Origin of the sequence: Emticicia sp. 17c (assembly GCF_037153985.1) — a bacterium.
Classification (GTDB): domain Bacteria; phylum Bacteroidota; class Bacteroidia; order Cytophagales; family Spirosomataceae; genus Emticicia.
Map to the genome: position 1 here is coordinate 555,706 of NZ_JBBAYI010000002.1, position 21,612 is coordinate 577,317.

Genomic DNA, 21,612 nt, shown 5'->3' on the forward strand with positions numbered 1-21,612 from the left:
TCTCGTCAATATAATTTTAAAATCTTTTCGAAAGTTGTTGCCCTGAAAACGCTAAAGCTGTAATTGCTTCTGGAGAGAAGTTTAAATTATTATCAGTACTATACTTACTAATAACAGCTTCTAAGGTTTTTATTTCAGTATTATATAAATTATGATTGCTATCTTCATCTTTGGCTCCTAAGGCAAGCTTTTGATGTATACCTTCATGAACCATTATCAATGTAATAACTAAGTCCGTATATTCATAATTTGGATGGCCTTGTAATTTTCTATCTTCAAAGAAAAAGCTTTTATATTTGCATTATCTGGTGCCTTTGTTCTCCCAAATGGAACTCCTGTAACTGCGCCAGCACCCGCTTTTAAAACTTTTTTAACCTCTCGTTTTCAGAGATTAACCCCAAGCTAAAGTTGCTTTGCTCTTCACTTATTTTGTTTTTAACTTTCATTTTTGATTTCTAATTGTAGAGAACATTCTCTCCAATTCCATATGTCGCATATTGCTGACGTTTTTTTGTTCTGTTACCATTTTGCTTTTTTATGCAAAAATGTGTAACTATTTACTGCACCATCTCACTTCAAACTCTCGTGAAGTATCCGTAAGTCTATGCGTCATTAGAAGAAAAATAAGTATAGCACATCACCCGGCCCAATTCTCTCTGTCCAGACTCCTGAATTGAATTGCTTCTGCCAGATGCTCAATACGTATTTCCTCCGATTCTGCCAAATCAGCTATCGTGCGCGATACCTTCAGTATTCTGTCATAAGCTCTGGCAGATAGCCCCAAGCGTTCCATCGCTTTTTTCAATAAGGCCTTGCCGCCTTCACCAATATCACAGATTTCTTTTACCATTTCAGGGGGCATCATGGCATTGCAATGAATATCCTGAAAATCCTCAAAGCGTTTGGTTTGTAACTCACGGGCTTTAACTACCCTCTCTCTGATGGTAGCTGATGATTCGCTTTTTCTGGTAGAGGCAATCTGGTCGAAGCTGACGGGGGTAACTTCTACGTGTAAATCGATTCTATCTAATAAAGGCCCAGATATTTTATTCAGGTATTTGCCCACAGTGCCGGGTGGACAAGTACATTCTTTTTCAGGGTGGTTGTAATAGCCGCATGGGCAAGGATTCATGCTGGCTACTAACATAAAATTAGCCGGAAACTCAACCGCCTGTCTGGTGCGGGAAATCACCACTTTTCTTTCTTCCAAAGGCTGGCGCATCACTTCAAGAACTGTACGTTTGAACTCCGGGAGTTCGTCTAGGAATAGTACTCCATTATGGGCCAACGATATTTCTCCGGGCTGAGGAAAACCTCCTCCACCTACTAGCGCAGCATCTGAAATAGTATGATGCGGCGAACGAAACGGTCGGCGTGAAATCAGGGAGGCTTTTAAACCTAACTTGCCCGCTACTGAATGAATCTTGGTTGTTTCAAGTGCTTCATGCAAAGTTAAAGGAGGCAGAATTGACGGTAAACGTTTAGCCAACATGGTTTTACCTGCACCCGGTGGGCCAATCATGATTACATTATGGCCACCGGCGGCAGCAATTTCCATTGCTCTTTTAATGTTCTCTTGGCCTTGCACATGAGAGAAATCCGCCTCATATTCGTTTATACTGTTAAAAAATAAATCTCTGGTATCTGTTACGAGTGGTTCAATATCTTTTACACCCGTCAGAAAATCTATGGCTTCTGTTAAGGTTGATACGCCAATAACATCCAGATTATTCACGATAGATGCCTCCATGGCATTCTCGGCTGGCAGTATAAATCCTTTGAGTTTCTGCCGACGGGCTTCTATGGCAATAGGTAAAACTCCTTTAATCGGGCGTAGTGTTCCGTCTAGCGATAGCTCTCCTAAAATAACGTATTCTTCCAGATTTTTAACGGGTTTTATCTGCTCCGAAACAGCCAGCAGACCTAATGCCATAGGTAAATCATAAGATGAACCTTCTTTACGGATATCGGCTGGAGCCAGATTAATGACCGTTTTCTGACGGGAAATCTGGTAATTACAATTTTTCAGGGCAGCATCTATTCTTTGTTGACTCTCTTTCACAGCACCATCGGGTAAACCTACAATCGACATCCCAATTCCTTGTACTACACTCACTTCAACGGTTATCAGCGTAGCATTTACGCCATACACAGCAGCACCAAAACATTTTGCAAGCATATATTTATATATATCTATTAGATGATTCTTTACCAAAGGTAAAATTTATTTTTCATTCAAATTGCGGCTATATCTATTTTTCTAAAACGTATAGTTGAGCATTATATATATTGTTAGAACACACTCGGCCTTAGATGCCTGACCAACACGTTATTTATTATTTTTATAATACATAAGCCAGCCTTAATTGTAGTTGTCACTATTAGCTAAATAAGCATATAGGTTTTACAAATCGGGCTGTCTGGCTTTTCCTTTAATTTATTCAATTACCTGTTAGTTACAGTAGCTGTTGATATTGGATAGTTTCTGTCAGGCTAAATAAATAATTATGCTTTAAATTCTAAAACAGGTATTTATACCTGTTAAAATTATTTTTAATCTCCGAACTTTGCATGAAATGATACCGCACAATAAAAATAACAAAAAATCCCGATTTATAAATTTTTTATTATATACATTTACGCTCATTAATCGTTGCTTAGGCTTTCGTTCTTTATAAGCACCCAAACTCTCAGAAATAACATTCAGACTGCTCCAAAACAAATACAGCATATTCAATGCCTTACTCAGGCTTGCGTATGAGGTTGGCAATGTATGCCCGTTCAAAACCATTAATAGCATTAATAACAACTAAATCTATAAATCTATGCCTGTACTTACAAGAAAAAATGCCTGGAACAACAACGGGACATTTAGTAATCCTGACCTGTTATGGTACGCCAAAGCTGTGGGCGTAATGCAAACTCGTCCTTTAAATGACCCTACAAGCTGGTGGTTTTATGCTGCCATTCACGGGCAGAGTATCTCTGACAACCCAGGCTGGGGAACAATCCCGCCGCCGCCTAACGTACCTACAACACCGTTACCATCTAGTAGCTTAATAAGCCAATACTGGGACCAATGCCAGCATGGTGGCTGGTTTTTCCCTCCGTGGCATCGTGGCTACCTGTATGCAATTGAGAACATCCTTCGAGGAATAGTTGCACAACTCGGCGGCCCTTCAGATTGGGCGTTACCTTACTGGAACTATTTCGGACCAGGAAACCAATACCAAATGCCTCCTGCATTTGCTCAGAAAACCCTACCTGATGGCAGTGCGAACCCTCTTTTCGTTAATGCCAGATATGGCCCGAATAACGATGGAAATATTTTTGTTCCGTTTTCGTGGGGTATTAATCAGAACTGTCAGAGCAACACCGTTTACACAGGTCGCCAACCTGCTTTCTATGGCGGTAATACAACTGGTTTTGCTCATTTTGCTAGTGGTACCGGCTCACTTGAGGGAAATCCGCATAACCCTGTTCACGTAGCAGTAGGCGGCCAAGACCCAACTACTGGCCAAGGGGGGCTAATGGGCGACCCCGATACAGCAGGACTTGACCCTATTTTTTACCTGCACCATTGCAACATTGACCGCATGTGGGCCTCATGGAATGCCGCAGGAAACAGCAACCCGACTGACCCTAACTGGCTTAATGGCCCTAACGCTTCTGGAAACCGCCAGTTTTATATGCCAACACCTGCTGGTACTCCTTGGTTGTTTACACCTGCTATGGTTAACGATATAAGCCAACTTAATTATACCTACGATAACCTCACGCTAGGAATAACACCTACCTTAGTTAGCCAAAATGCCTTAAGATTACGTAACTTTGGTTTATCAGTTGATGATTCTAAACTACTTAATGCTAAAATGGACGAAAATAATGATTCGGAACTGGTAGGTGCTAACAGTGCCCCTCTTAAGGTAGACGCTAAGGGTGCCCAAACGAATGTTCAGCTTGATTCCAGCGGGTGGAATAACGTGGCTAAAAGCCTCAAGACTACTACTATGGCCCAAAGACTTAGCGAAAATAAATTACCGGATCAGGTATATCTTCAACTTGAAGGTATTAAAGGAAAGGAAGACTCGGTTGTTTGCTCAGTTACTGTTAATAATCAATACGCAGGGCATCTTTCTCTTTTTGGTCTTAAAAATGCCTCTCAGAAAGATGGTCCGCACGGGGGGTCTGGCCTTACCATTAGATTCGATATCAGTTCGATTGTTGACAAGCTCGAACTTAGCAATGCTCTCGACATTAACTCGCTTGAAGTGCATATTCAGCCAGTAAATGTTATTGCTGATGGCAATGAGCTAACAATAGACAGAGTAAGTATTTACAGAGAAGAACAAGGCTAAATTATGAATTTACCAGAGAAAAAACGTACGTTAATCAGCCTTGTCATTTTTGGCATCAGCATCCTTGTCTGGATTTTGTTATTGTTTAACCCCGGTCATATCATGACCGTGCAACACTGCCATATTTCAGACTCAGGGCCATCGGCAGCATCGTTGCGTATGTTACTCCAAATGAACCCATTCTCGTCTCTTATGACGGGCTGGGGGCTAATGGTAGTAGCCATGATGCTTCCAAAACTGATTATCCCGATTCAGCAGATTTATGCAAGTAGTTTTAAACGGCAGCGTTTTTTGTCGACAATTCTTTTTGTTTCTGGTTACATCGGGGTTTGGATGCTGGTAGGAGCCTTTATGGTTGCTATTATACTTGGTATACACCTCTATATGCCCGGTTCATATATTCCGGCAATTGTGTTAGGCGTTATAGCTATCATCTGGCAATTTTCTCCTGTAAAACAGCAATGCCTTAACCGTGGGCATGACCACTGGACTTTAGCCGCATTTGGATGGCCCGCCTGTCGGGATGCTATCCTGTTCGGTATCATGCACGGTGTTTGGTGTGTAGGTGCAGGTTGGGCATTAATGCTCCTACCTATGCTTTTACCGGTGGGGCATAACCTTGCCATGATACTGGTTACTTTTATTATGCTCAGCGAACACCTTGAGCATCCGCAAGTACCTCGTTGGCATGTAGATTTTCGTCTCAGGCTATTCCGTTATTTAATAGCCCAAACAAAAATCAAGTTCCGTCAGGCTTTGTGAGCGAAGGCTTTTTGTCTTGAAACAGGTTGTAATGCAATCAATTTCAGGGCGGAAAGCCTATAAAACAGAGGCCGTAGTAATCTCTTGATTATTACGGCTTCTTGCTTTATATTTTATTTACTTCTGATAGTTTTCTACAATTAAATAACAGCCGCTCTGGCAGGCTTAAACCTTCTGTTATGAATTATCCTGTGGCAACCATTCCAATGGCAATACTTGCTAGAAGTAGTGCCAATCCATAACAAAAATCGATCTTTAGCAGATATTCGGAATCTTTAGTAATACCTGAAATATATGTTCCACACCCATTCATTATTCCAGATTCCTGAGAAGAATACCTCTGAAATTTTACAGCTACTTTTGAGTTAATTCTGATTTTTCCGAAGTCATATTAATCAGAAAACATTTCGCCGTACTAATGTGGTAATTATTTCTACTTTTTTGATACAGGCAAATTCACAAAATCTTCGTAGAAGTGCTTTTGTTTCTGCTTTTTATTGTCATAAATCCATCAAAAAACTGTTTTTTTTTGCTCAATGTAAAAAACAAGCAAAAGAAAGTCATTTTTGAGTTAACAGGGGAAGTGTTTTTTCTGATAGTTTTGGCACATCATTTTCAAATACATTCTCCAAACCCTTTAAGACCTTATAACCATCGAAATCATTTTTTAATTTAAAACTCTTAAGCCCATGGGAACACTCCCCAAACAACTTAACTTGCTGCTATTGATGACGGAACCCAAAAGTGAGTATTTACAATTACCGAAAAACCGGAAAGGGGAACCTTGTGTAACACCACTCCGTCTGAAAAAAAAGAAAGCTACTTTTGCTAATTTATTTTGTACGAGCCACACTAGCTCATACAACCGTACCGCCGCTTTTACGGGCGTATATCCAATTCAGCATGAGACTATACTAATCTCGACCGAAAATATACCCTACTCTGCCCAAGAACCTGCAAAAACCTCACAAAACGCTATTAATACACGGTTAAGCAGCTACTTTTAATTTACAGCTATCCAGTTTTACAGCCATTTATGACCCAAAAAGAAATTAAGAATTCTTAATTTTTCAGCAGAATCTTTTTATTATCCGATTCGCCTGTCAGTTTCTAATGGTGTAAATACCCGACATCAGGCAATTACCTGAAGTTGGTACTCCCTGAACTATTGTTGGCACTACCTTTCCTAGCAGAACAGGCCAGCCAATAATTGGTTAATGTGCGCTCTTCTGGCCTTAGCCAGAAGAACCCCCATTCCTTATGCTATTTTTTACTTCGGATGTAACCCGTATAAAATCGGTTTGCAGGGGTAATTCCTGCTTGCTATACATATACCTAAAACGCCCGATTTGCTGCAAAATAAATATTTTATAAAGCAGCCACAGCACCCGTTTACCCTCAGAAACAAGTAGTTTTTACTCCCTGCATACAAGTACCATTACCTTAATTTTTATTAATCTTTAAACTTTTTAACTAATGAGTGCATTAAATTCAAACTTAACAGCCGCAAACTACGATTTGGTTTCGGCACTATCGCAAGATGCTTTAAATGCTAACCTGAAAGCCCTTTTGATGTCATTGGGCGGTAGAGGGATTCCTCCAATTACGGCCTACTATAAATTTAACGACCCCAGCCATACCTCAGGTACAACCCTGATGACACCTGACGAAGTAACAGCAATGACAAACGGTGTAGATGTTTTTTCTATTCCTGACGGAGCATCGAATCAGAATAACCCTACTTATGCCAGTGCCATCATGAATTTGGCAAACGCCGGATTTGCTTATGCTTTTCAGGCTGCCATAGGTGTACCTCCTGAGGTTGCCCCTTCACAACTCCCTGACATGATTTTGCTGGGGCCTAGCTCATCAAAGAGTTCTAATGCCAACAATCCACAGGTTGTTACCTATTACACGTATTACCAGTCTTTCCAGATAATGGAATTAGCTTATGGGTGGAATCTGGCTACGGTTTCACAGACTTATCAAAATACTTATGGTGAAGATAGTAACTCGGACGGCGTGCCGGATCTGGACCCGTGGACATTTGAGTGGGAAGTAAACATGAATTTATCGGCAGCTGATAGTGTGGCGTTTGATAATTTACCGCCTCAGGTACAAGAAAACTTAAGAAGCGCATCAATAAACCCGAATCTTATGTTTAGTATGCAGCAACTGTTTCTGGATTTAAACTCTCCAAGATTAATACAAGGAGCAACGGCAGAGGTTTTCAATTTTCCTTCAGTAGACCCTATTTATGCCTCACTAAATGAGTATATTAGTAATTACTGGGAAATTCTTAAAAATAACGGCGGGGTAGTTTTCAATACTGCTATCAGACCTGCTCAGCCACAAGACTACCCGCCTTCTTCTATTGTGCCTACTGCCCTTAACTTTGTGGTATCGCCTTATTCTGGCGGTGTACAAGGCTTGAGCACCCTCGACTATCTGGTGATGTCTAACAACAGAAGTTTGCCAAGTACTATTCAGCCTTTTAGCTGGGACTGGGTAAACAGCGATAGCGTACAGGGCATTATGTCGGCAAGGCGAGACCTCTTCATCAGCTACCTTAACTCGGCGTTATCGCCAGCATTATCGGAGATTTGCCTTGTGCCTGTGGTAGATGTAGATATGGACGGCCGATTTGTATTAAGCCTTAAGAGCCCAAGCACCACACCTGTATATACTTCACATACGACCAATCCGGTGCTAAGCATCAGCTTTAGTCAGGAAGGCAGCGACAAAGCAGGTCTAATGGGTGCCTTATATAGTGCCAGTGTAAGATTAGACGTAACTTCAAATGTTACATTTAATGGCAATACTATTGTTGTTACTACTGTTATGTCGGTCTATGCCGATATTTATACCATGCTGGCTAATACAAAAGGCTATGCGCTGGCTACTCAGAACGTAACAACCTTCACCATGAATGGCGTGGGTGCTGGCCAAAACAATGCTGGTATCTTGTCAATAACTGCGTCTGCGGTTAATACAGACCTTGTGCAAAACACCGATAAAGATGGTGCCTATTATGGCGGCAATATCGATGACCCAAGCTTATGGGCAGAAGGTATTACATGGGGGGCTATTAATGATTATCTGGATACACTCAATGGTTTCACTAATATCATGAATAACCTGATGAATGGCTTTGAAGGTGAAATCACTAATATCTGTACAAATTGCTTGGGGTGGACCTTCCCAGGGGCTGGAACATACTATTTTTCAAACCCGCAGTTTTCAAACTACCTCGACCTGACTGTTCAGGTAACATTGCAATAAAATCGGTTAAATTTTCACCTTTCAACTCATTAAAAAATGGCAGTTAATATCTCCTACTCATCTGAACTGATGAGTAACTATATGCAAAGCGAAACCGTTTCGCCTGATAGTAAGTTTGAGGCCCTACAAAGCCCCAACGGACATTCGTTGTTGTTTTCAATCGGTACTGACCGTGCATTTTATCTTACCGAAGAAATGCCCACTTTATCTACTGGCTGGCAACAAAACAACCTTAGTGCACCTTTAGCTAGTAACTTTCCGGCGGGGTCGAGCATGGTAGTTAAAACATTCGCTACTGCACAAAACAGTTCAAACAACAAGTTTTCGGTAGTGTTGGTCGTAACCGTTAGCAATACCGACTATTTATATATTGCTACCGCTTACACCCGCGATATCAATAATTATATTACTTTAAACTGGGTTCCGATGCCATTCGATGCCGTCGGGCAATCGGCTAGTGGTCTTAATATTTCCAATATCTCAATTATTCAGACAGCAAGCCTGCCGCTTATTGTTGTTGACACAGTACAACAAAGCACCAACAGCATTGAAAGGTACTACATTGATAGCACGAAGCATGTATCTTCTACCTACTGGAACTTATATACATTGCCCATAAATATGGATGCTACCTCGGCCAGTACCTGTGGAGGTCGTAAAGCTGGCGAGTCTGTCGATGGTATTTATTCATTAGGGCAAGTGGCTGGGGTATGGTCCGTTTTTTATCAGGAGGTTTATAACCCTTTCAATCCGAGTATGGCCGGAGCTACCTCACAACTATTTCTGCCTTCTGGTGCAACTCCGGCGGCTATGGCGAGTACTCCTTCGGCCATTACCAAGAGTACCTCAACCATTACTTATACCGACCTCTACGTAAGCTCACAAGAGGGTGATTTGTACTTTTTTGCTGCCAACAATCAGGCAAACAGGTCGACTGGAGTATTCATCATGAATAACCCTTTATTTAAAAACATTGATACGCTTTATGCTTACACAACCGACACAAAAGTAGTGGTATGGGGGCTTAACAGAAATCAGCAGGTTTTTTATACCCAATGTAGTATTGCCAATGTAAAAACACCTTCGGCGTGGTCGTATCCGGTCCCTATTGGCGCAGGAGTAGAACAAATTTCGCCCTATATTAACCGAGTAAATGGCGGAAACACATTTTTTGCCCATACAGGTACTAATACGTTCAAGAAAGTTTTTCAGGACCCTGTTACTACCTGCTGGACCTCGCAGGATATTCTCTTGGCAACCGACCCTTCGGTCAATGCCACAAAGTTTGATTGCTACATGACACGCATAACTGTTCTGGACGACACCAACTCGCCAGTAGTTGGGGCCAATGTTAATATAGCGAGTGCCTATCGGGTGCCTGTATATATTAACAACCATTACTATGTGCTGGATACTGCGCCAATTGTGCTCCAGACAGACTCAACCGGAGGTATTAAAGTTGTACAAAGAGTTGATGGCCTGCAAGGGGCTTGCCTGCAAGTACAAAGTGCCAATGGCGGGCCAGTATTACAGATTAATCCGATGGACAACGCAGCTACAAAAGTAGCTACATTGAATACGCCTGACGCTCTGAGTGCTGCCACAGTAACCGACGACAAAGGAAACCCTGTTAAGCCTTTGGTAAGCCCTGATACAAGTTCTGACGACCTGACCGCGGCCGCAAGCTCGATACAGTCTTTATCTGATGCTTACAATAACTATAACCCTGCTACTTCAAGCCCAAGCCCTAAAGCGGCAGTATCAGCCAATAGTTTTGCGTTTAGCCCTTCAACAAGGGTTTATACGCTAAGGGTAAGCCCCGGCGTTACCACCATGCAGCTAAATGTTATTAGCGATGTTGGGGATACTTTGTCTGATATTGGCAATGCCATAGAAGTAGCCGCCGGCGATTTATGCAGTTGGCTGAAAAACGCAACCGAGTATGTGGTGCAGATTATTGAAGATACGGCTCAGAAAGTATGGTCTTTTGTTGCCAACGTTGCAGGCCAGTTATATACCTTTGTTATTGATTGCGTAGAAAAAGTAATTGATGCCCTTGAAGCTATTTTCTCTGCTTTAATGACCATCATTAAAGATTTAGTACAGTTCCTGAAATTCCTGTTCTCTTGGGACGACATCACTCGCACCAAAGATGTAATGAAAAATATGCTGATGCTGTATATGAATTATGGTGTGGGCAAACTATTGAGTGTTAAGGATGATGTAAATGATGAAATCCTTTCATTAAAAGATTCTATCAATAAGTGGGCAGGTTTACCGCCAGCTGCCGATAACCTCACAAACGCCGACCAGCCAATGAGCTATGTACAGTCTCAGACGAACTACAACGACGTTTATACCACTCCTAATACTTATCTGCAAGACCATTTCACTAATAATATCTCCAATGCCAGTTCTACAAGCGATGGGCATATAGGCGACCTGACAGATTTGGTAAAGAAATGTATTGACGATTTAAAAACTGCCTTAAATAATGAAGAAGATGCCATTAAGGATGCTAGCAAGCAATTCCAGACGCTTCTTTTCGATGATGACAAATACAAAACAATGTCATTGATGGATATTATCAAAACCTGTACTGCCATTATTGCCGATTTGGTTCTTGATACCGTTGGCGTTTTGGTTGATGCAGTTATTGATTTAATAGTCACCGTTTTTGAAACAATCATCCAGAATCTTTCAGAGCCTATCTGGATACCTGTTTTATCAAATATTTTAGAAGAAATATTTGGCTATGAATTTCAGTTTTCGTTGCTTGACATCATCTGTCTGATTGGGGCTGTACCGTCAACCATCATTTACAAGTTGATGAACAATAAAGCACCGTTTACGGCCGACGATGGTTTTAGTACACAAATCATGAATGCTCAGGACTATCAGCAACTCGTAGCAGCTTTTGGAAATGCTGAAGATACTCCGGTAGATTATTCACAAGAATTCTCCAGTGCTTTCTTTTTACCCGAAAGTGCCAAAAATATCATTTTTGAAACTGCTCATACCCTGTCAGGTTCGGCCGCACTGGTTTATGGTGTACTGGTTATTATAGAAGATATTGCACAAATTCCGTGGGTGCCGTATGTAAGTCAGGCAAAATCATTGTCGTCAACGGTGCAGTCTCTTGCCTATACAGCTTCAAGTGTGTTTGCCAAGCCGTATCCGATACAAAATTCTGCGGTATCGAATCTATCTACGGCCATTACAGTCATCGGCGTTTTATCTGGTGTTATTTTCGGAATTGCTCCTAAACTAACAAAGTCAGAAGTTACCAAATCTACTATTGCTGAAATAGGGGCCGGAGTTGATATTGCCATTAATTTAACGGCTATTGCACCTGTTGCCTATCATTTCGTAGAGTTAGCAGAGACCGACTCAAACAATATGCGTACACTGGCAATCATTGACGAAACAGCCCGCATTTGTAATTATCTGTCGAGTATCTGTGCCGATATTGCCAAATTTGACCCAGAGCCAGCTACCAGCATTGTTACTGCCGGAGTTAGCTCGGCCATATCACTCTTAAATGGTGGTTTACAAATTGCCGAAAGTATTGTTGACGACCAAGATTCTAATTGGTAGATTGCTTTTATCCTCAGGGTTTCTTTTTAGGCTTGCTAAAGGTTTGAAAAGAGACTCTGAGGTTTTTTGATAATGCTGCTAAAGCTAAGCATCAATCAAAAGTTTTTGGTTAGCTTTTACACTTCGTTCTCTCTTTTCTGCCTTACTCAGTGTTATATTATCATTTCTTGATATTAGTTTTCTGTACGTTTTCACTCTTCATTTAAAAATGGTATTGGTGGTTTAAGCAAAATCAAACTCTTTGACGATACTATTTTTCGCAGCCATCACCCAAAATCTGTTTCTACGATAACTAACGATTAAAAAATTTCATACAGGGGCCGAAATTTTTTTGTTCTTAGGCTCAATTTTAATTTACCCACAGAAAAAAATTGAACACAACAGCAAAAAATGGCTAAATCTCAAAAAAATATACTCCAAAATACCTCATGCCAAAATTTTTGGGCTTTTTATCCGTGCCAAACTTATGTACGATTCATGCCCGAGTGTACGAAAACGGAATAAAAACGTACGAAAACGGACAAATTTCAAGGGTTTTAAATTTTTTTTGGCACACTTAATTTTTTATAAAATACTCACTATCAGTGACTTATAAATATTTTAACAAATTTTAAAATTTTCTGGCACGAGTTTGTCATATATATATAATGTACGGATGAAGCAGAAAGGCGAAAATGAGGATTTTACAAAATATTATTTTGTTTGTAACCTTTTTTTAAAAGCGAAGTATATATAACAAAAAATAAAATTTCGTAAAAAGCTATTTGCTAGCCAAAATGATAGACCGCTACAACCGTTCATAACATAGCAGTGACCGCTCATAAATTACAAGTTATCTGATAAAAAAGAAGCCCATAATTTTGAATCGTCAAAGCAGAAACGGAAACAAGAAAAAAACTAAGAGCAAAAAGAATATAAATTAACAAATTTTAACTTTTGCAAAATTTTATTCCGACAATCTCTTTAAATTTGAAAAATAACAGTTTTAAACAAAATAAAATTTTAAAGAAAATGAATTACAAGGCTATCAAATATAACTACCGTTTGTCACTTTAAAATAACCATTCAAGTAGTTTGTATTACACAGTACCAAGTAAAGCATATATCTTTGAATCAACAAAAACAAAAACAGCGTACCAGCAAAGCAGAAACAGTAACAGAGGCACAGATGAAGTTTATCACAAAGTAATTAGGTTTCATCACAAATCTGACACAGACCCCGAAAGCCGAGCTAATTTTAAACCATCAAACATTAATTAAAATTTTAAAATAATAAAATTATGAAAAAGTTAACATCAGCCATCGCAATCGCTTTATTAGCAAGTTCAGTAGCATTCAACGCCAATGCAGACGACAAAAAAATAGAATACAAAAGTAGCAACCTTAACATAGGTATGTACGAAGCAGGTTATACCAACTCAATGAAATTGAGCATGAACCTGACCAAAGATAAAGGAGTTGCAGCCACAGTAAAATTAATGGATGCAGACGGAAACCTTTTACACGAAGAAGTTTTAGGCAAAAAATTAACCGCTTATAAATTGTGTTTCGACATGAGCAGCCTGAAAGCTGGTAAATATTATGTAGAAGTTAAAAACGGCGAACGTATCATTACAAAAACAGTTGTAAAAGGCGACCACACTTTGAGTTACTAAGGTTTTTACCACTCATCAAGCCATACAACCGATTAACGTAAAATCTGAAACACACAGCTCGTATAACTCATCTATTTAATTGAAAAAGCTCATTATTTAACATTTTAAAAAAATTATGATTATGAAAAAGTTAGTAAGAAATTCAGCATTAGCTCTTGTAGCAGGTTTATTCACATTCTCATCAGTATTAGCTACTGAATTAGCCGAAGGAAAAACATTTGATGTGGGCATGTATCGCGTAAACAACACCATGAAGATTAACGTGATGATTGCCAAAGAACAAGGTAACTGGGTCGAAATCCGTTTGAAAAACGAGAAAAACGAAACTATCTATGTTGAAGTAGTGAACAGAAAAACTACGCAGTTTGCCAAGAAATTTGATTTGCAGGGTTTGGAAGACGGTAAATACCGTTTTGAGATAAGCAATGGCAAAGAAACAATCGTGAAAGAGGTAAGTTTATTAACGAACTCTCCACGCCCAGCTGATTACAGAACTGTAGAAGTAAAATAATATATCATTAGTATTTAGTTTAGGGTAATCAGACAGCGTTGTGGTTTTTTTCCGCAACGCTGTTTTTTTGTGCCATTCGTGTAGCCACCAAAGTACACAACCAAAAAAAGCCCTGCTTGCAGGGCAAACAGGGCTTTAAATATACTTAAACGCTACTGGTTATTGCACATTTTGTGCGGCGCGTCTTAATTCTTCCAGAATTACTTCTTTCATAAGCAACTTGCGGCGTTGCGTCTGAATATTCGAGTTCATGATTTTATCCATGTCAGGATTACGGGCTACCCCATCGTAACTGTCAATGAGTTGTTTCAACTCACCGCGCGCACGCGTTACAATGCTTTCCATCTCGCGGTATTTCGTCAGTGTTTGCTGTCTTTCGCTCAGGTAATTATAATTAGGTAGTTTACGCGTAATTACTTTCATCAGATAACTCAACTCAAAAATCTTGTCGCAGGCAGCTCTGAATCTTTCGGCAACATTACGTACTGCCAAGTTAGCAGGCACTTTAATGTTCTTCCAGTCGTTGAGCATTACCTTTGCTCTTTCGGCCGATGCAAAAATATCTTTGGCTTCTGCCAGTCTTTCGGCTTCTTCCATCATTTTTTGCTGTGCCTCTACGCGAGGGTCAACCCTGACTTTAACTTGGATACCCTTAGCGTTACAATATTTTTCGTAGTAAAGAGTTGTCAGTTTCTTGAAACGGCGGAACTCGAACTTCAAACGCTTAGGTGGCACATCGCCCACGTTTTTCCACTCGTGTTGCAGTCGTTTTAACTCTGCAAAAGATAATTCCCAGTTGCCCATACGGAACAATTGTTCGGCACCTTTTACTAACTCCGTATATTTTTCCATGCGTTGTGCAATGATTCTGTTCTGCTCTTCGTAGAAAGCTTTTCTACGTTGATAGAAATCATCGAGTACCTCGCGAAACTCTGTTTCGACATCCTCCTGATAAGGTTTGTCAACAGGGCCTGTCCTAATCCAACGGGTTTTGATGTCTTGCAGTTTGTCAGCTACGACATTCCAGTCAACATCTTCTTTGGCTTCCTTAGCTTCATCAATCAAGGCTTTCTTGATAGTATAGTTATTAGCTTGGTTACCAACAATCAGGCTACGGAGATATTCTTCTTGCTCATCTAATTTTTTGAGCAATGGAATAAAATCGCCGATACCGTCGAAGTTCAGCAGTCGTTTGCGAAGTTGCGTGAGTTTTGTTAAGAAGGAGCCCTTATTCTGGGCTTCAGTGATTTCTGTTTCAAGTTGATTAACCTTATTTACCGCAATCTGGTAACGGTTAATGAAATACTGGAAAGCTTCTTCTTCAGTGCGTTTTACTTCGCCGATTTGTCGGTCGGGCATATCTAAGTAGCCCTTTAAGAATACCTTACCGTCTTTGATGTAAGCATATTCGTTTTCTAATGTTACGCCGTCCATAATTAAAAATCACATGGCTTGTGAGTCAAGGGTTGTGGTTTGAAAAGGTAAAATTCGTAGTTTTTTTGTATAATGCAAACTTGAATGCCGATATTTGACACAAAATTTTATTTTAAGGGTAAAAAAAACTAAAAATTTTTCATATTTCCTAAAATTTAACACTAAAATACAAAAAACTCTCTAAGAAACCTCCTTTAGACCATGAGTGAGCAAATTATTTTTTCTATGGAGCGGGTGAGTAAAATCATTCCGCCTAACCGCCAGATTCTCAAAAATATTTACCTGTCGTTTTTTTATGGGGCAAAAATCGGGGTATTAGGTCTGAACGGATCCGGTAAGTCTACTCTGCTCCGCGTAATTGCTGGTATTGATAAAAACATCAATGGCGAAGTAGTTTTTTCTCCGGGTTATACCGTTGGGCTGCTTGAACAAGAGCCACAGCTTGACCCCACCAAGACCGTAAGAGAAGTAGTAGAAGAAGGTGTGCAGGAAATCGTAGATTTACTAAAAGAATTTGACGATATTAACAATGCTTTTGCTGACCCTGATGCCGATTTTGATAAACTACTGGCCCGCCAAGGAGAAGTGCAGGAAAAACTTGACCAGCTTGATGCTTGGGAACTCGATACCCGCCTCGAGCGCGCCATGGATGCCTTGCGCTGCCCACCTGAAGATGCCAAAATTGAAACTCTTTCGGGTGGTGAAAAACGCCGTGTAGCACTTTGCCGCCTGTTGCTTAAACAGCCAGACGTGCTTTTGCTTGATGAGCCTACCAACCACCTAGACGCCGAGTCGGTACTATGGCTCGAAGAACACCTGCGCCAATACAAAGGAACTGTAATTGCCGTTACCCACGACCGTTACTTCCTTGATAATGTAGCTGGCTGGATTCTGGAACTTGACCGCGGCGAGGGTATTCCGTGGAAGGGTAACTATTCGTCATGGCTAGAACAAAAACAAAACCGACTGGAAAAAGAAGAGAAGTCAGAATCAAAACGCCAGAAAACCCTGCAACGTGAATTAGAATGGGTAAGAATGGCACCGAAGGCGCGTCAGGCAAAATCAAAAGCCCGTTTGGCCGCCTACGACCGCATGGTGAGTGAAGATAGCAAAGAACGTGAAGAAAAACTGGAGTTGTTTATTCCGCCAGGGCCACGCTTGGGTAATAAAGTAATTGAAGCACACAACGTAAAAATGGGCTTTGGCGACAGGCTTCTGTACGAAGACCTTAATTTCAGCCTGCCACAAAATGGTATTGTGGGTATTATCGGGCCCAATGGCGCAGGTAAAACCACTTTGTTCAAACTTATTACAGGGCAACTAAAACCTCTTGATGGCAGCTTTGAAGTAGGCGAAACCGTGAAATTATCTTACGTAGACCAAGAACATAACCAACTAGACGGAAGCAAATCGGTTTATGAAATGATTTCGGGCGGCAACGACTGGGTAATGCTTGGCAACCGTCAGGTAAATGCACGGGGCTATGTGAGCCGTTTTAATTTTCAGGGAGCCGACCAAGAGAAAAAAATTGCTAACCTGTCGGGCGGAGAAAGAAACCGTGTGCATCTGGCCATGATGCTAAAAGAAGGCGGTAACCTGTTGCTGTTAGATGAGCCTACCAATGACTTGGACGTGAACACGCTTCGTGCTTTGGAGGAAGGGCTAGAGAATTTTGCGGGTTGTGCCGTAGTTATTTCTCACGACCGTTGGTTCCTTGACCGAATTGCAACACATATTCTGGCATTTGAAGGCAACTCGCAGGTATATTGGTTTGAAGGTAATTTCTCTGAGTATGAAGAGAACCGCCGCAAACGTTTAGGTACAGATGTAACACCTAAACGTATCAAGTACAAAAAACTTCAATAGTAGTTCATTATTAAAAACATACCGAACCATCTGTAAATCATTGTCTTTGCAGATGGTTTTGATTTTACAGGCGTTTATACAGGCTTGGAAACTTTGCCGTAGCGTAAGGCATAGGTTTCTTTATGTAGGCATTTTCTCATGAGGCGGTCAACTATAAGCATCAGGCCAATAGAAAAGAACACTTTGCCAATGGTGTAAGAATACACCGGAAAAACTTTCAGAATAAAGATACTTACATACACATAAATATCGGTTATTGTCAGGGCTATGGTTCCTGCAATTACCCTGTACCAGTTTCTTGACTGAAGTTTATCAACAAAAAAACTTGAACACACAGCCATAATTGTTGTAAGCATAGTAAATAATACTACTACTACCAATGGTTGGTTGGTCTGGAAATGCTCCTGCAAAAGGCGCATAGCCGACCACAGAAAACCCAGCCCGAACACCACACCTGCCCCCGTAGCATAAAGCAGGGTTTTACGGTTGGCTACACGTTCAACTCGCTGGCTTTGCATCTGTGAGTAAAGCAATATTAAAGCTATATACATAAAGCCGTTGTTCAGCACATTAGCAATAAGCTGATTTTTTTCAGGCATCAAATAGAAATAAATTTCAGAAATGATATTTATCAGAAGGAACCCTAACAGCAGGTAGTATAACGTAGCGTTTTTGATTCGCCGACGTTGAAAAATCATATACACTACACAAAGCAGGGCAGGCATTTGATTAAGCAGTTTTGACAGTAGCACTTCTTCCCATGAAAGCATTTCAGGTGAGGGGATAAACTGAAAAAACAGCACAGTTAGCATGACAACTAACCCATACAAGGATATAAACTTGAGGGACATTCCGGTACGTTTACAAAAGTTAAAGCATAATCCACTAACAGCAGTTTATCAGTTTTTGATAAACACTAAAATATTTGCCATTTGCTGGCTTATAAGAGGTTTGGTCTGAATAGTACAGCAATTATATTTTACTTCTAAGAAAAATCCAAATTTTATGCGTCATAAATCGGTTTTTTTCTGAATTTTAATTTTCCGGCGTCTCTTCCTGAGAAATTTGTACGGATTTCGGCACATATTGCCAGTGCAATTTCTTCAGGAGTGTTGGCACCAATATCAAGCCCTACGGGGCTATAAATACGGTTTTCGTCGGCCTCAGCAAGTGCCATTCCTTCTTCCTCCATACGCGTGTACATCTTCATAGTGCGCTTTTTAGGCCCCAGCAAACCAATATAACGGATGTCGGTTCGTAGCAGGGTTAATAAATTACGGTAATCGGTTTCATAATCATGGCACATCGAGATAGCTGCCGTATAAGGGTCAACTTCAGGTATGTAGTCTTTAGGCACGACTGCATCGGCCATCGTAAAAAGCGAAGGGTGCATTTTAGCCGGATTACACACCACCACCACCCGCCAGCCCAATTCTTTAGCCAACCTTACCATCGGGTAAACATCATAATTACTACCAAAAACGTAAAGCTGTACCGGAGGGGGAATCACCTCAATAAAAAGGCTGATTTTTGTTTCACCGTTAATAATATACGTTTGTGAAACCGATTTCAAAGTGTGTAAAACCGTTATTATTTCGTCAGAAACCTGCCCCTGTATCTCATCCAGCGGAAACACTTCTGCAAAATGCGCAGGCGTATCAAACCTGAAAACCTCTCCTAACGCAATAGCATCATGAGCCCTGCTTAACCCTGTAACAGTTACCAGTACATCGGGGCTTCGGTGGTTGAGGCAATGGCTAATCTGGCGCACAGCATTATGCTCATTTTTAGGGTCGAGAGGCGTAACTAGCACATCAATGATGCCATTACAACCCAATCCAACGCCTATCTGGTAAGGGTCATCGTCAGAGGTATCGTATGTTACCAGTGTAGCCTTGTTCTGTAACATGGCTAAGCGTGCCTTTTTTAGTGCATCGCCCTCCAGACATCCGCCACTTATGCCACCAATCCATTCGCCAGACTCCATCACCAACATTCTCGCGCCCGTTCGCCTGTACGACGACCCCTCAACCCGCACCACAGTTGCCAAAGCTGCTCTGTTCTTACTAAAATCAATTTTCTGATAGGCTTCAACAATTTGCTTAATCTCTTTCATGTATATCCGAAAAAAGGGCATAATTGGTTAATAGTCTGTTTTGTTCTCTTTTTTTGCCCATAAAACAAACGCTTCGTGGGCTTCTTCACGGCTTAGAGGTTCAATACTTATTTGCCGCTCTGTATGCGGCAACGGAATTTCCTGATACAGAAAAGCATCATCGAAGCCTATGGCGGCGGCATCGTCACGGGTGTTTCCGTAGTAGATTTTTCCGAGTCTGGCCCAGTAAATGGCACTCAGGCACATGGGGCATGGCTCGCAAGAAGTATAAATCTCACAATCGTTTAACTGAAACGTACCCAGATTTTTACACGCATCTCTGATAGCCATTACCTCTGCATGAGCGGTTGGGTCGTTCAAAGCTACTACCTGATTGTGCCCTTGCCCAACTATTTTGCCATCTTTCACTATTACCGCCCCAAAAGGCCCCTGCCCTACACCTTCTTTGCTTCCTATCATTGATAGCTCAATGGCTTTTTGCATAAATATCTTTTTTTGCGCTTGCATATCAGTCGTACATTGTTGTAAAATTAAATCTATCGAATTAAAACAGACTTGTCAAATAGTTTCACTCTCACAAGGGTGCATTGTCGTTATAAATTGGCTTAAAACCTCTTAAATGCTAGTGCATTTAACCAGAACAGGCAATAATGGCTTACCTACCCGAAAACCAAAGCAATGGCAATTTACCAAAAAAACAACATACTACGATAAACCGAAACCTCGGGCAAAAGCCACCTCTACCTGAAAACAGCCCTTTGTTTGGGAGAAATTTTTCCTACAAGCGCATCCGTTTCACTACCTGAACCACATGCTCGATAGCCAGCGTAATATCTTCGGCAGTGGTATAGCGGCCCAAGCTAAAACGTACAGAACTGTATGCTTGGGTGTCGTCCAGTCCGAGGGCTTTTAATACATACGAAGGTTCGGTAGTAGCCGAATTACACGCCGAGCCGTTCGATACAGCTATGCCATTCAGGCTCATGAGTAGCTGTTCGCCATCCATTTGCCCAAAACTTATGTTTGTTATATTGGTTAAGCGGTTTATGCGGCTTCCATTCACTTGTGCCTGAGGCAAAGCCGCCAGAATACCCGCTTCCAGTTGGTCGCGCAGGGCAGCCACCCGTGCACTTTCTTCTACGAGCATCTGCTGGCAAAGCTCGCAGGCTTTGCCTAACCCCACAACACCAGCCACATTTAAAGTACCTGAGCGCAAGCCACGTTCGTGCTTGCCGCCATCTTGCTGAGCTACAAGGTTGAGTTTTTTTCTGACATACAAAGCTCCTACACCTTTAGGGCCATAAATTTTATGGGCCGATAAACTCAGTAAGTCAATGTCGTCGGCTACTACATCAACAGGCAGTTTGCCAATAGCCTGTGTGGCATCGGTATGCAACAACACCCCATGCTTGTGCGCCAGTTGCGCCAATGCACGCAACGGATACGTAGTACCGATTTCGTTATTAGCCGCCATCACCGAAATCAGGAGGGTATCGGGGCGGATACTATCTTCGAGGGCTTCCAGCGCAATATTCCCTTCTGTATCTACTTTCAGGTAAGTTACCTCAGCCCCCAGTTTTTCCAGATGCAGGCAGGTATCCAACACAGCTTTATGCTCGGTTGCAACAGTAATAATATGTTTACCTTTATGGTTAAGGGCTTCAAAAATGCCTTTAATAGCCAGATTCACCGACTCAGTGGCACCGCTTGTAAAAATAATTTCTTTTTCGCTGGCCCCTAACAATGTTGCTACCTGTTGCCGCGCCATACTTACAGCCTCAGCCGCCTGCCACCCATACGCATGAAAACGGCTGGCAGCATTGCCGAAGTGTTCGGTGAGGTAAGGCATCATGGCTTCCAGCACAGCTTTATCGATAGGCGTGGTAGCGTTGTAATCGAGGTAAATCGGGTATTTCATGAACAGATTGTTTTCGGCTTCTTTTCTGAAACAAGTTCGGATATGGGTATTGTTCCGACACTTTACTGCCAAAGCGTTTTTTAGGCGGCTTGTGGTTTCATTATGTAAAATTA

The 21,612-nt window shown here is 41.2% G+C and carries 15 protein-coding genes; 8 read left to right on the forward strand and 7 right to left on the reverse strand.

Going from position 1 to position 21,612, the window contains the following annotated elements; all coding sequences use genetic code 11:
• Positions 1-16 precede the first annotated feature (16 nt).
• Together WAA15_RS06820 and WAA15_RS06825 are read right to left on the reverse strand one after the other, a co-directional pair.
• Entirely contained in the window at positions 17-214 is a 198-nt protein-coding gene (locus WAA15_RS06820; RefSeq protein ID WP_337041961.1) for a hypothetical protein, read from the reverse strand.
• A gap of 423 nt (positions 215-637) precedes the next feature.
• On the reverse strand, positions 638-2,179 hold the full coding sequence (locus tag WAA15_RS06825) for a YifB family Mg chelatase-like AAA ATPase (protein ID WP_337041962.1): 1,542 nt from the start codon (positions 2,177-2,179) through the stop codon (positions 638-640).
• A gap of 646 nt (positions 2,180-2,825) precedes the next feature.
• Between WAA15_RS06825 and WAA15_RS06830 the strand changes: the two genes are divergently transcribed.
• From WAA15_RS06830 to WAA15_RS06860, 7 genes are all read left to right on the forward strand, one after another.
• Entirely contained in the window at positions 2,826-4,358 is a 1,533-nt protein-coding gene (locus WAA15_RS06830; protein ID WP_337041963.1) for a tyrosinase family protein, read from the forward strand.
• A gap of 3 nt (positions 4,359-4,361) precedes the next feature.
• Positions 4,362-5,120, forward strand: coding sequence for a copper chaperone (locus WAA15_RS06835; RefSeq protein ID WP_337041964.1), 759 nt, complete (start codon positions 4,362-4,364; stop codon positions 5,118-5,120).
• 689 nt (positions 5,121-5,809) lie between these two features.
• A complete protein-coding gene (locus tag WAA15_RS06840; RefSeq protein ID WP_337041965.1) occupies positions 5,810-6,127 on the forward strand; it encodes a hypothetical protein in 318 nt (105 codons plus the stop codon).
• Between the two features lie 469 nt (positions 6,128-6,596).
• Positions 6,597-8,402 (forward strand): hypothetical protein, encoded by a 1,806-nt coding sequence (locus WAA15_RS06845; RefSeq protein WP_337041966.1) that lies wholly within the window; start codon positions 6,597-6,599, stop codon positions 8,400-8,402.
• Between the two features lie 36 nt (positions 8,403-8,438).
• On the forward strand, positions 8,439-11,999 hold the full coding sequence (locus tag WAA15_RS06850; protein WP_337041967.1) for a hypothetical protein: 3,561 nt from the start codon (positions 8,439-8,441) through the stop codon (positions 11,997-11,999).
• Positions 12,000-13,279: 1,280 nt separating this feature from the next.
• Positions 13,280-13,654 (forward strand): T9SS type A sorting domain-containing protein, encoded by a 375-nt coding sequence (locus WAA15_RS06855; RefSeq protein WP_337041968.1) that lies wholly within the window; start codon positions 13,280-13,282, stop codon positions 13,652-13,654.
• A 121-nt stretch (positions 13,655-13,775) separates the two neighbouring features.
• The gene (locus WAA15_RS06860; protein WP_337041969.1) at positions 13,776-14,165 is read left to right on the forward strand and encodes a hypothetical protein; all 390 of its coding nucleotides are present in this window, start codon (positions 13,776-13,778) and stop codon (positions 14,163-14,165) included.
• 159 nt (positions 14,166-14,324) lie between these two features.
• Here WAA15_RS06860 and WAA15_RS06865 read toward each other — a convergent pair whose 3' ends face one another.
• On the reverse strand, positions 14,325-15,599 hold the full coding sequence (locus WAA15_RS06865; protein ID WP_337041970.1) for a DUF349 domain-containing protein: 1,275 nt from the start codon (positions 15,597-15,599) through the stop codon (positions 14,325-14,327).
• A 201-nt stretch (positions 15,600-15,800) separates the two neighbouring features.
• On the opposite strand from WAA15_RS06865, the gene ettA reads away from it, so the two are divergent.
• Complete coding sequence (ettA, locus tag WAA15_RS06870) at positions 15,801-17,465, forward strand: energy-dependent translational throttle protein EttA (RefSeq protein WP_337041971.1); 1,665 nt, start codon at positions 15,801-15,803, stop codon at positions 17,463-17,465.
• Between the two features lie 74 nt (positions 17,466-17,539).
• Here ettA and WAA15_RS06875 read toward each other — a convergent pair whose 3' ends face one another.
• From WAA15_RS06875 to WAA15_RS06890, 4 genes are all read right to left on the reverse strand, one after another.
• Positions 17,540-18,316 (reverse strand): hypothetical protein, encoded by a 777-nt coding sequence (locus tag WAA15_RS06875; protein WP_337041972.1) that lies wholly within the window; start codon positions 18,314-18,316, stop codon positions 17,540-17,542.
• 152 nt (positions 18,317-18,468) lie between these two features.
• Positions 18,469-19,581: an XdhC family protein gene (locus WAA15_RS06880; protein WP_337041973.1), complete on the reverse strand. Its 1,113-nt coding sequence runs from the start codon at positions 19,579-19,581 to the stop codon at positions 18,469-18,471.
• A gap of 27 nt (positions 19,582-19,608) precedes the next feature.
• A complete protein-coding gene (locus tag WAA15_RS06885; RefSeq protein WP_337041974.1) occupies positions 19,609-20,088 on the reverse strand; it encodes a nucleoside deaminase in 480 nt (159 codons plus the stop codon).
• 271 nt (positions 20,089-20,359) lie between these two features.
• Entirely contained in the window at positions 20,360-21,499 is a 1,140-nt protein-coding gene (locus tag WAA15_RS06890; protein WP_337042168.1) for a cysteine desulfurase family protein, read from the reverse strand.
• Between the last annotated feature and the right edge of the window lie 113 nt (positions 21,500-21,612).

Coding starts and splice junctions, on each gene's coding strand:
- WAA15_RS06820 (WP_337041961.1), bottom strand. CDS start 214: ATGGTTCATGAAGGTATACATCAAAAGCTTGCCTTAGGAGCCAAAGAT.
- WAA15_RS06825 (WP_337041962.1), bottom strand. CDS start 2,179: ATGCTTGCAAAATGTTTTGGTGCTGCTGTGTATGGCGTAAATGCTACG.
- WAA15_RS06830 (WP_337041963.1), top strand. CDS start 2,826: ATGCCTGTACTTACAAGAAAAAATGCCTGGAACAACAACGGGACATTT.
- WAA15_RS06835 (WP_337041964.1), top strand. CDS start 4,362: ATGAATTTACCAGAGAAAAAACGTACGTTAATCAGCCTTGTCATTTTT.
- WAA15_RS06840 (WP_337041965.1), top strand. CDS start 5,810: ATGGGAACACTCCCCAAACAACTTAACTTGCTGCTATTGATGACGGAA.
- WAA15_RS06845 (WP_337041966.1), top strand. CDS start 6,597: ATGAGTGCATTAAATTCAAACTTAACAGCCGCAAACTACGATTTGGTT.
- WAA15_RS06850 (WP_337041967.1), top strand. CDS start 8,439: ATGGCAGTTAATATCTCCTACTCATCTGAACTGATGAGTAACTATATG.
- WAA15_RS06855 (WP_337041968.1), top strand. CDS start 13,280: ATGAAAAAGTTAACATCAGCCATCGCAATCGCTTTATTAGCAAGTTCA.
- WAA15_RS06860 (WP_337041969.1), top strand. CDS start 13,776: ATGAAAAAGTTAGTAAGAAATTCAGCATTAGCTCTTGTAGCAGGTTTA.
- WAA15_RS06865 (WP_337041970.1), bottom strand. CDS start 15,599: ATGGACGGCGTAACATTAGAAAACGAATATGCTTACATCAAAGACGGT.
- ettA (WP_337041971.1), top strand. CDS start 15,801: ATGAGTGAGCAAATTATTTTTTCTATGGAGCGGGTGAGTAAAATCATT.
- WAA15_RS06875 (WP_337041972.1), bottom strand. CDS start 18,316: ATGTCCCTCAAGTTTATATCCTTGTATGGGTTAGTTGTCATGCTAACT.
- WAA15_RS06880 (WP_337041973.1), bottom strand. CDS start 19,581: ATGAAAGAGATTAAGCAAATTGTTGAAGCCTATCAGAAAATTGATTTT.
- WAA15_RS06885 (WP_337041974.1), bottom strand. CDS start 20,088: ATGCAAGCGCAAAAAAAGATATTTATGCAAAAAGCCATTGAGCTATCA.
- WAA15_RS06890 (WP_337042168.1), bottom strand. CDS start 21,499: ATGAAATACCCGATTTACCTCGATTACAACGCTACCACGCCTATCGAT.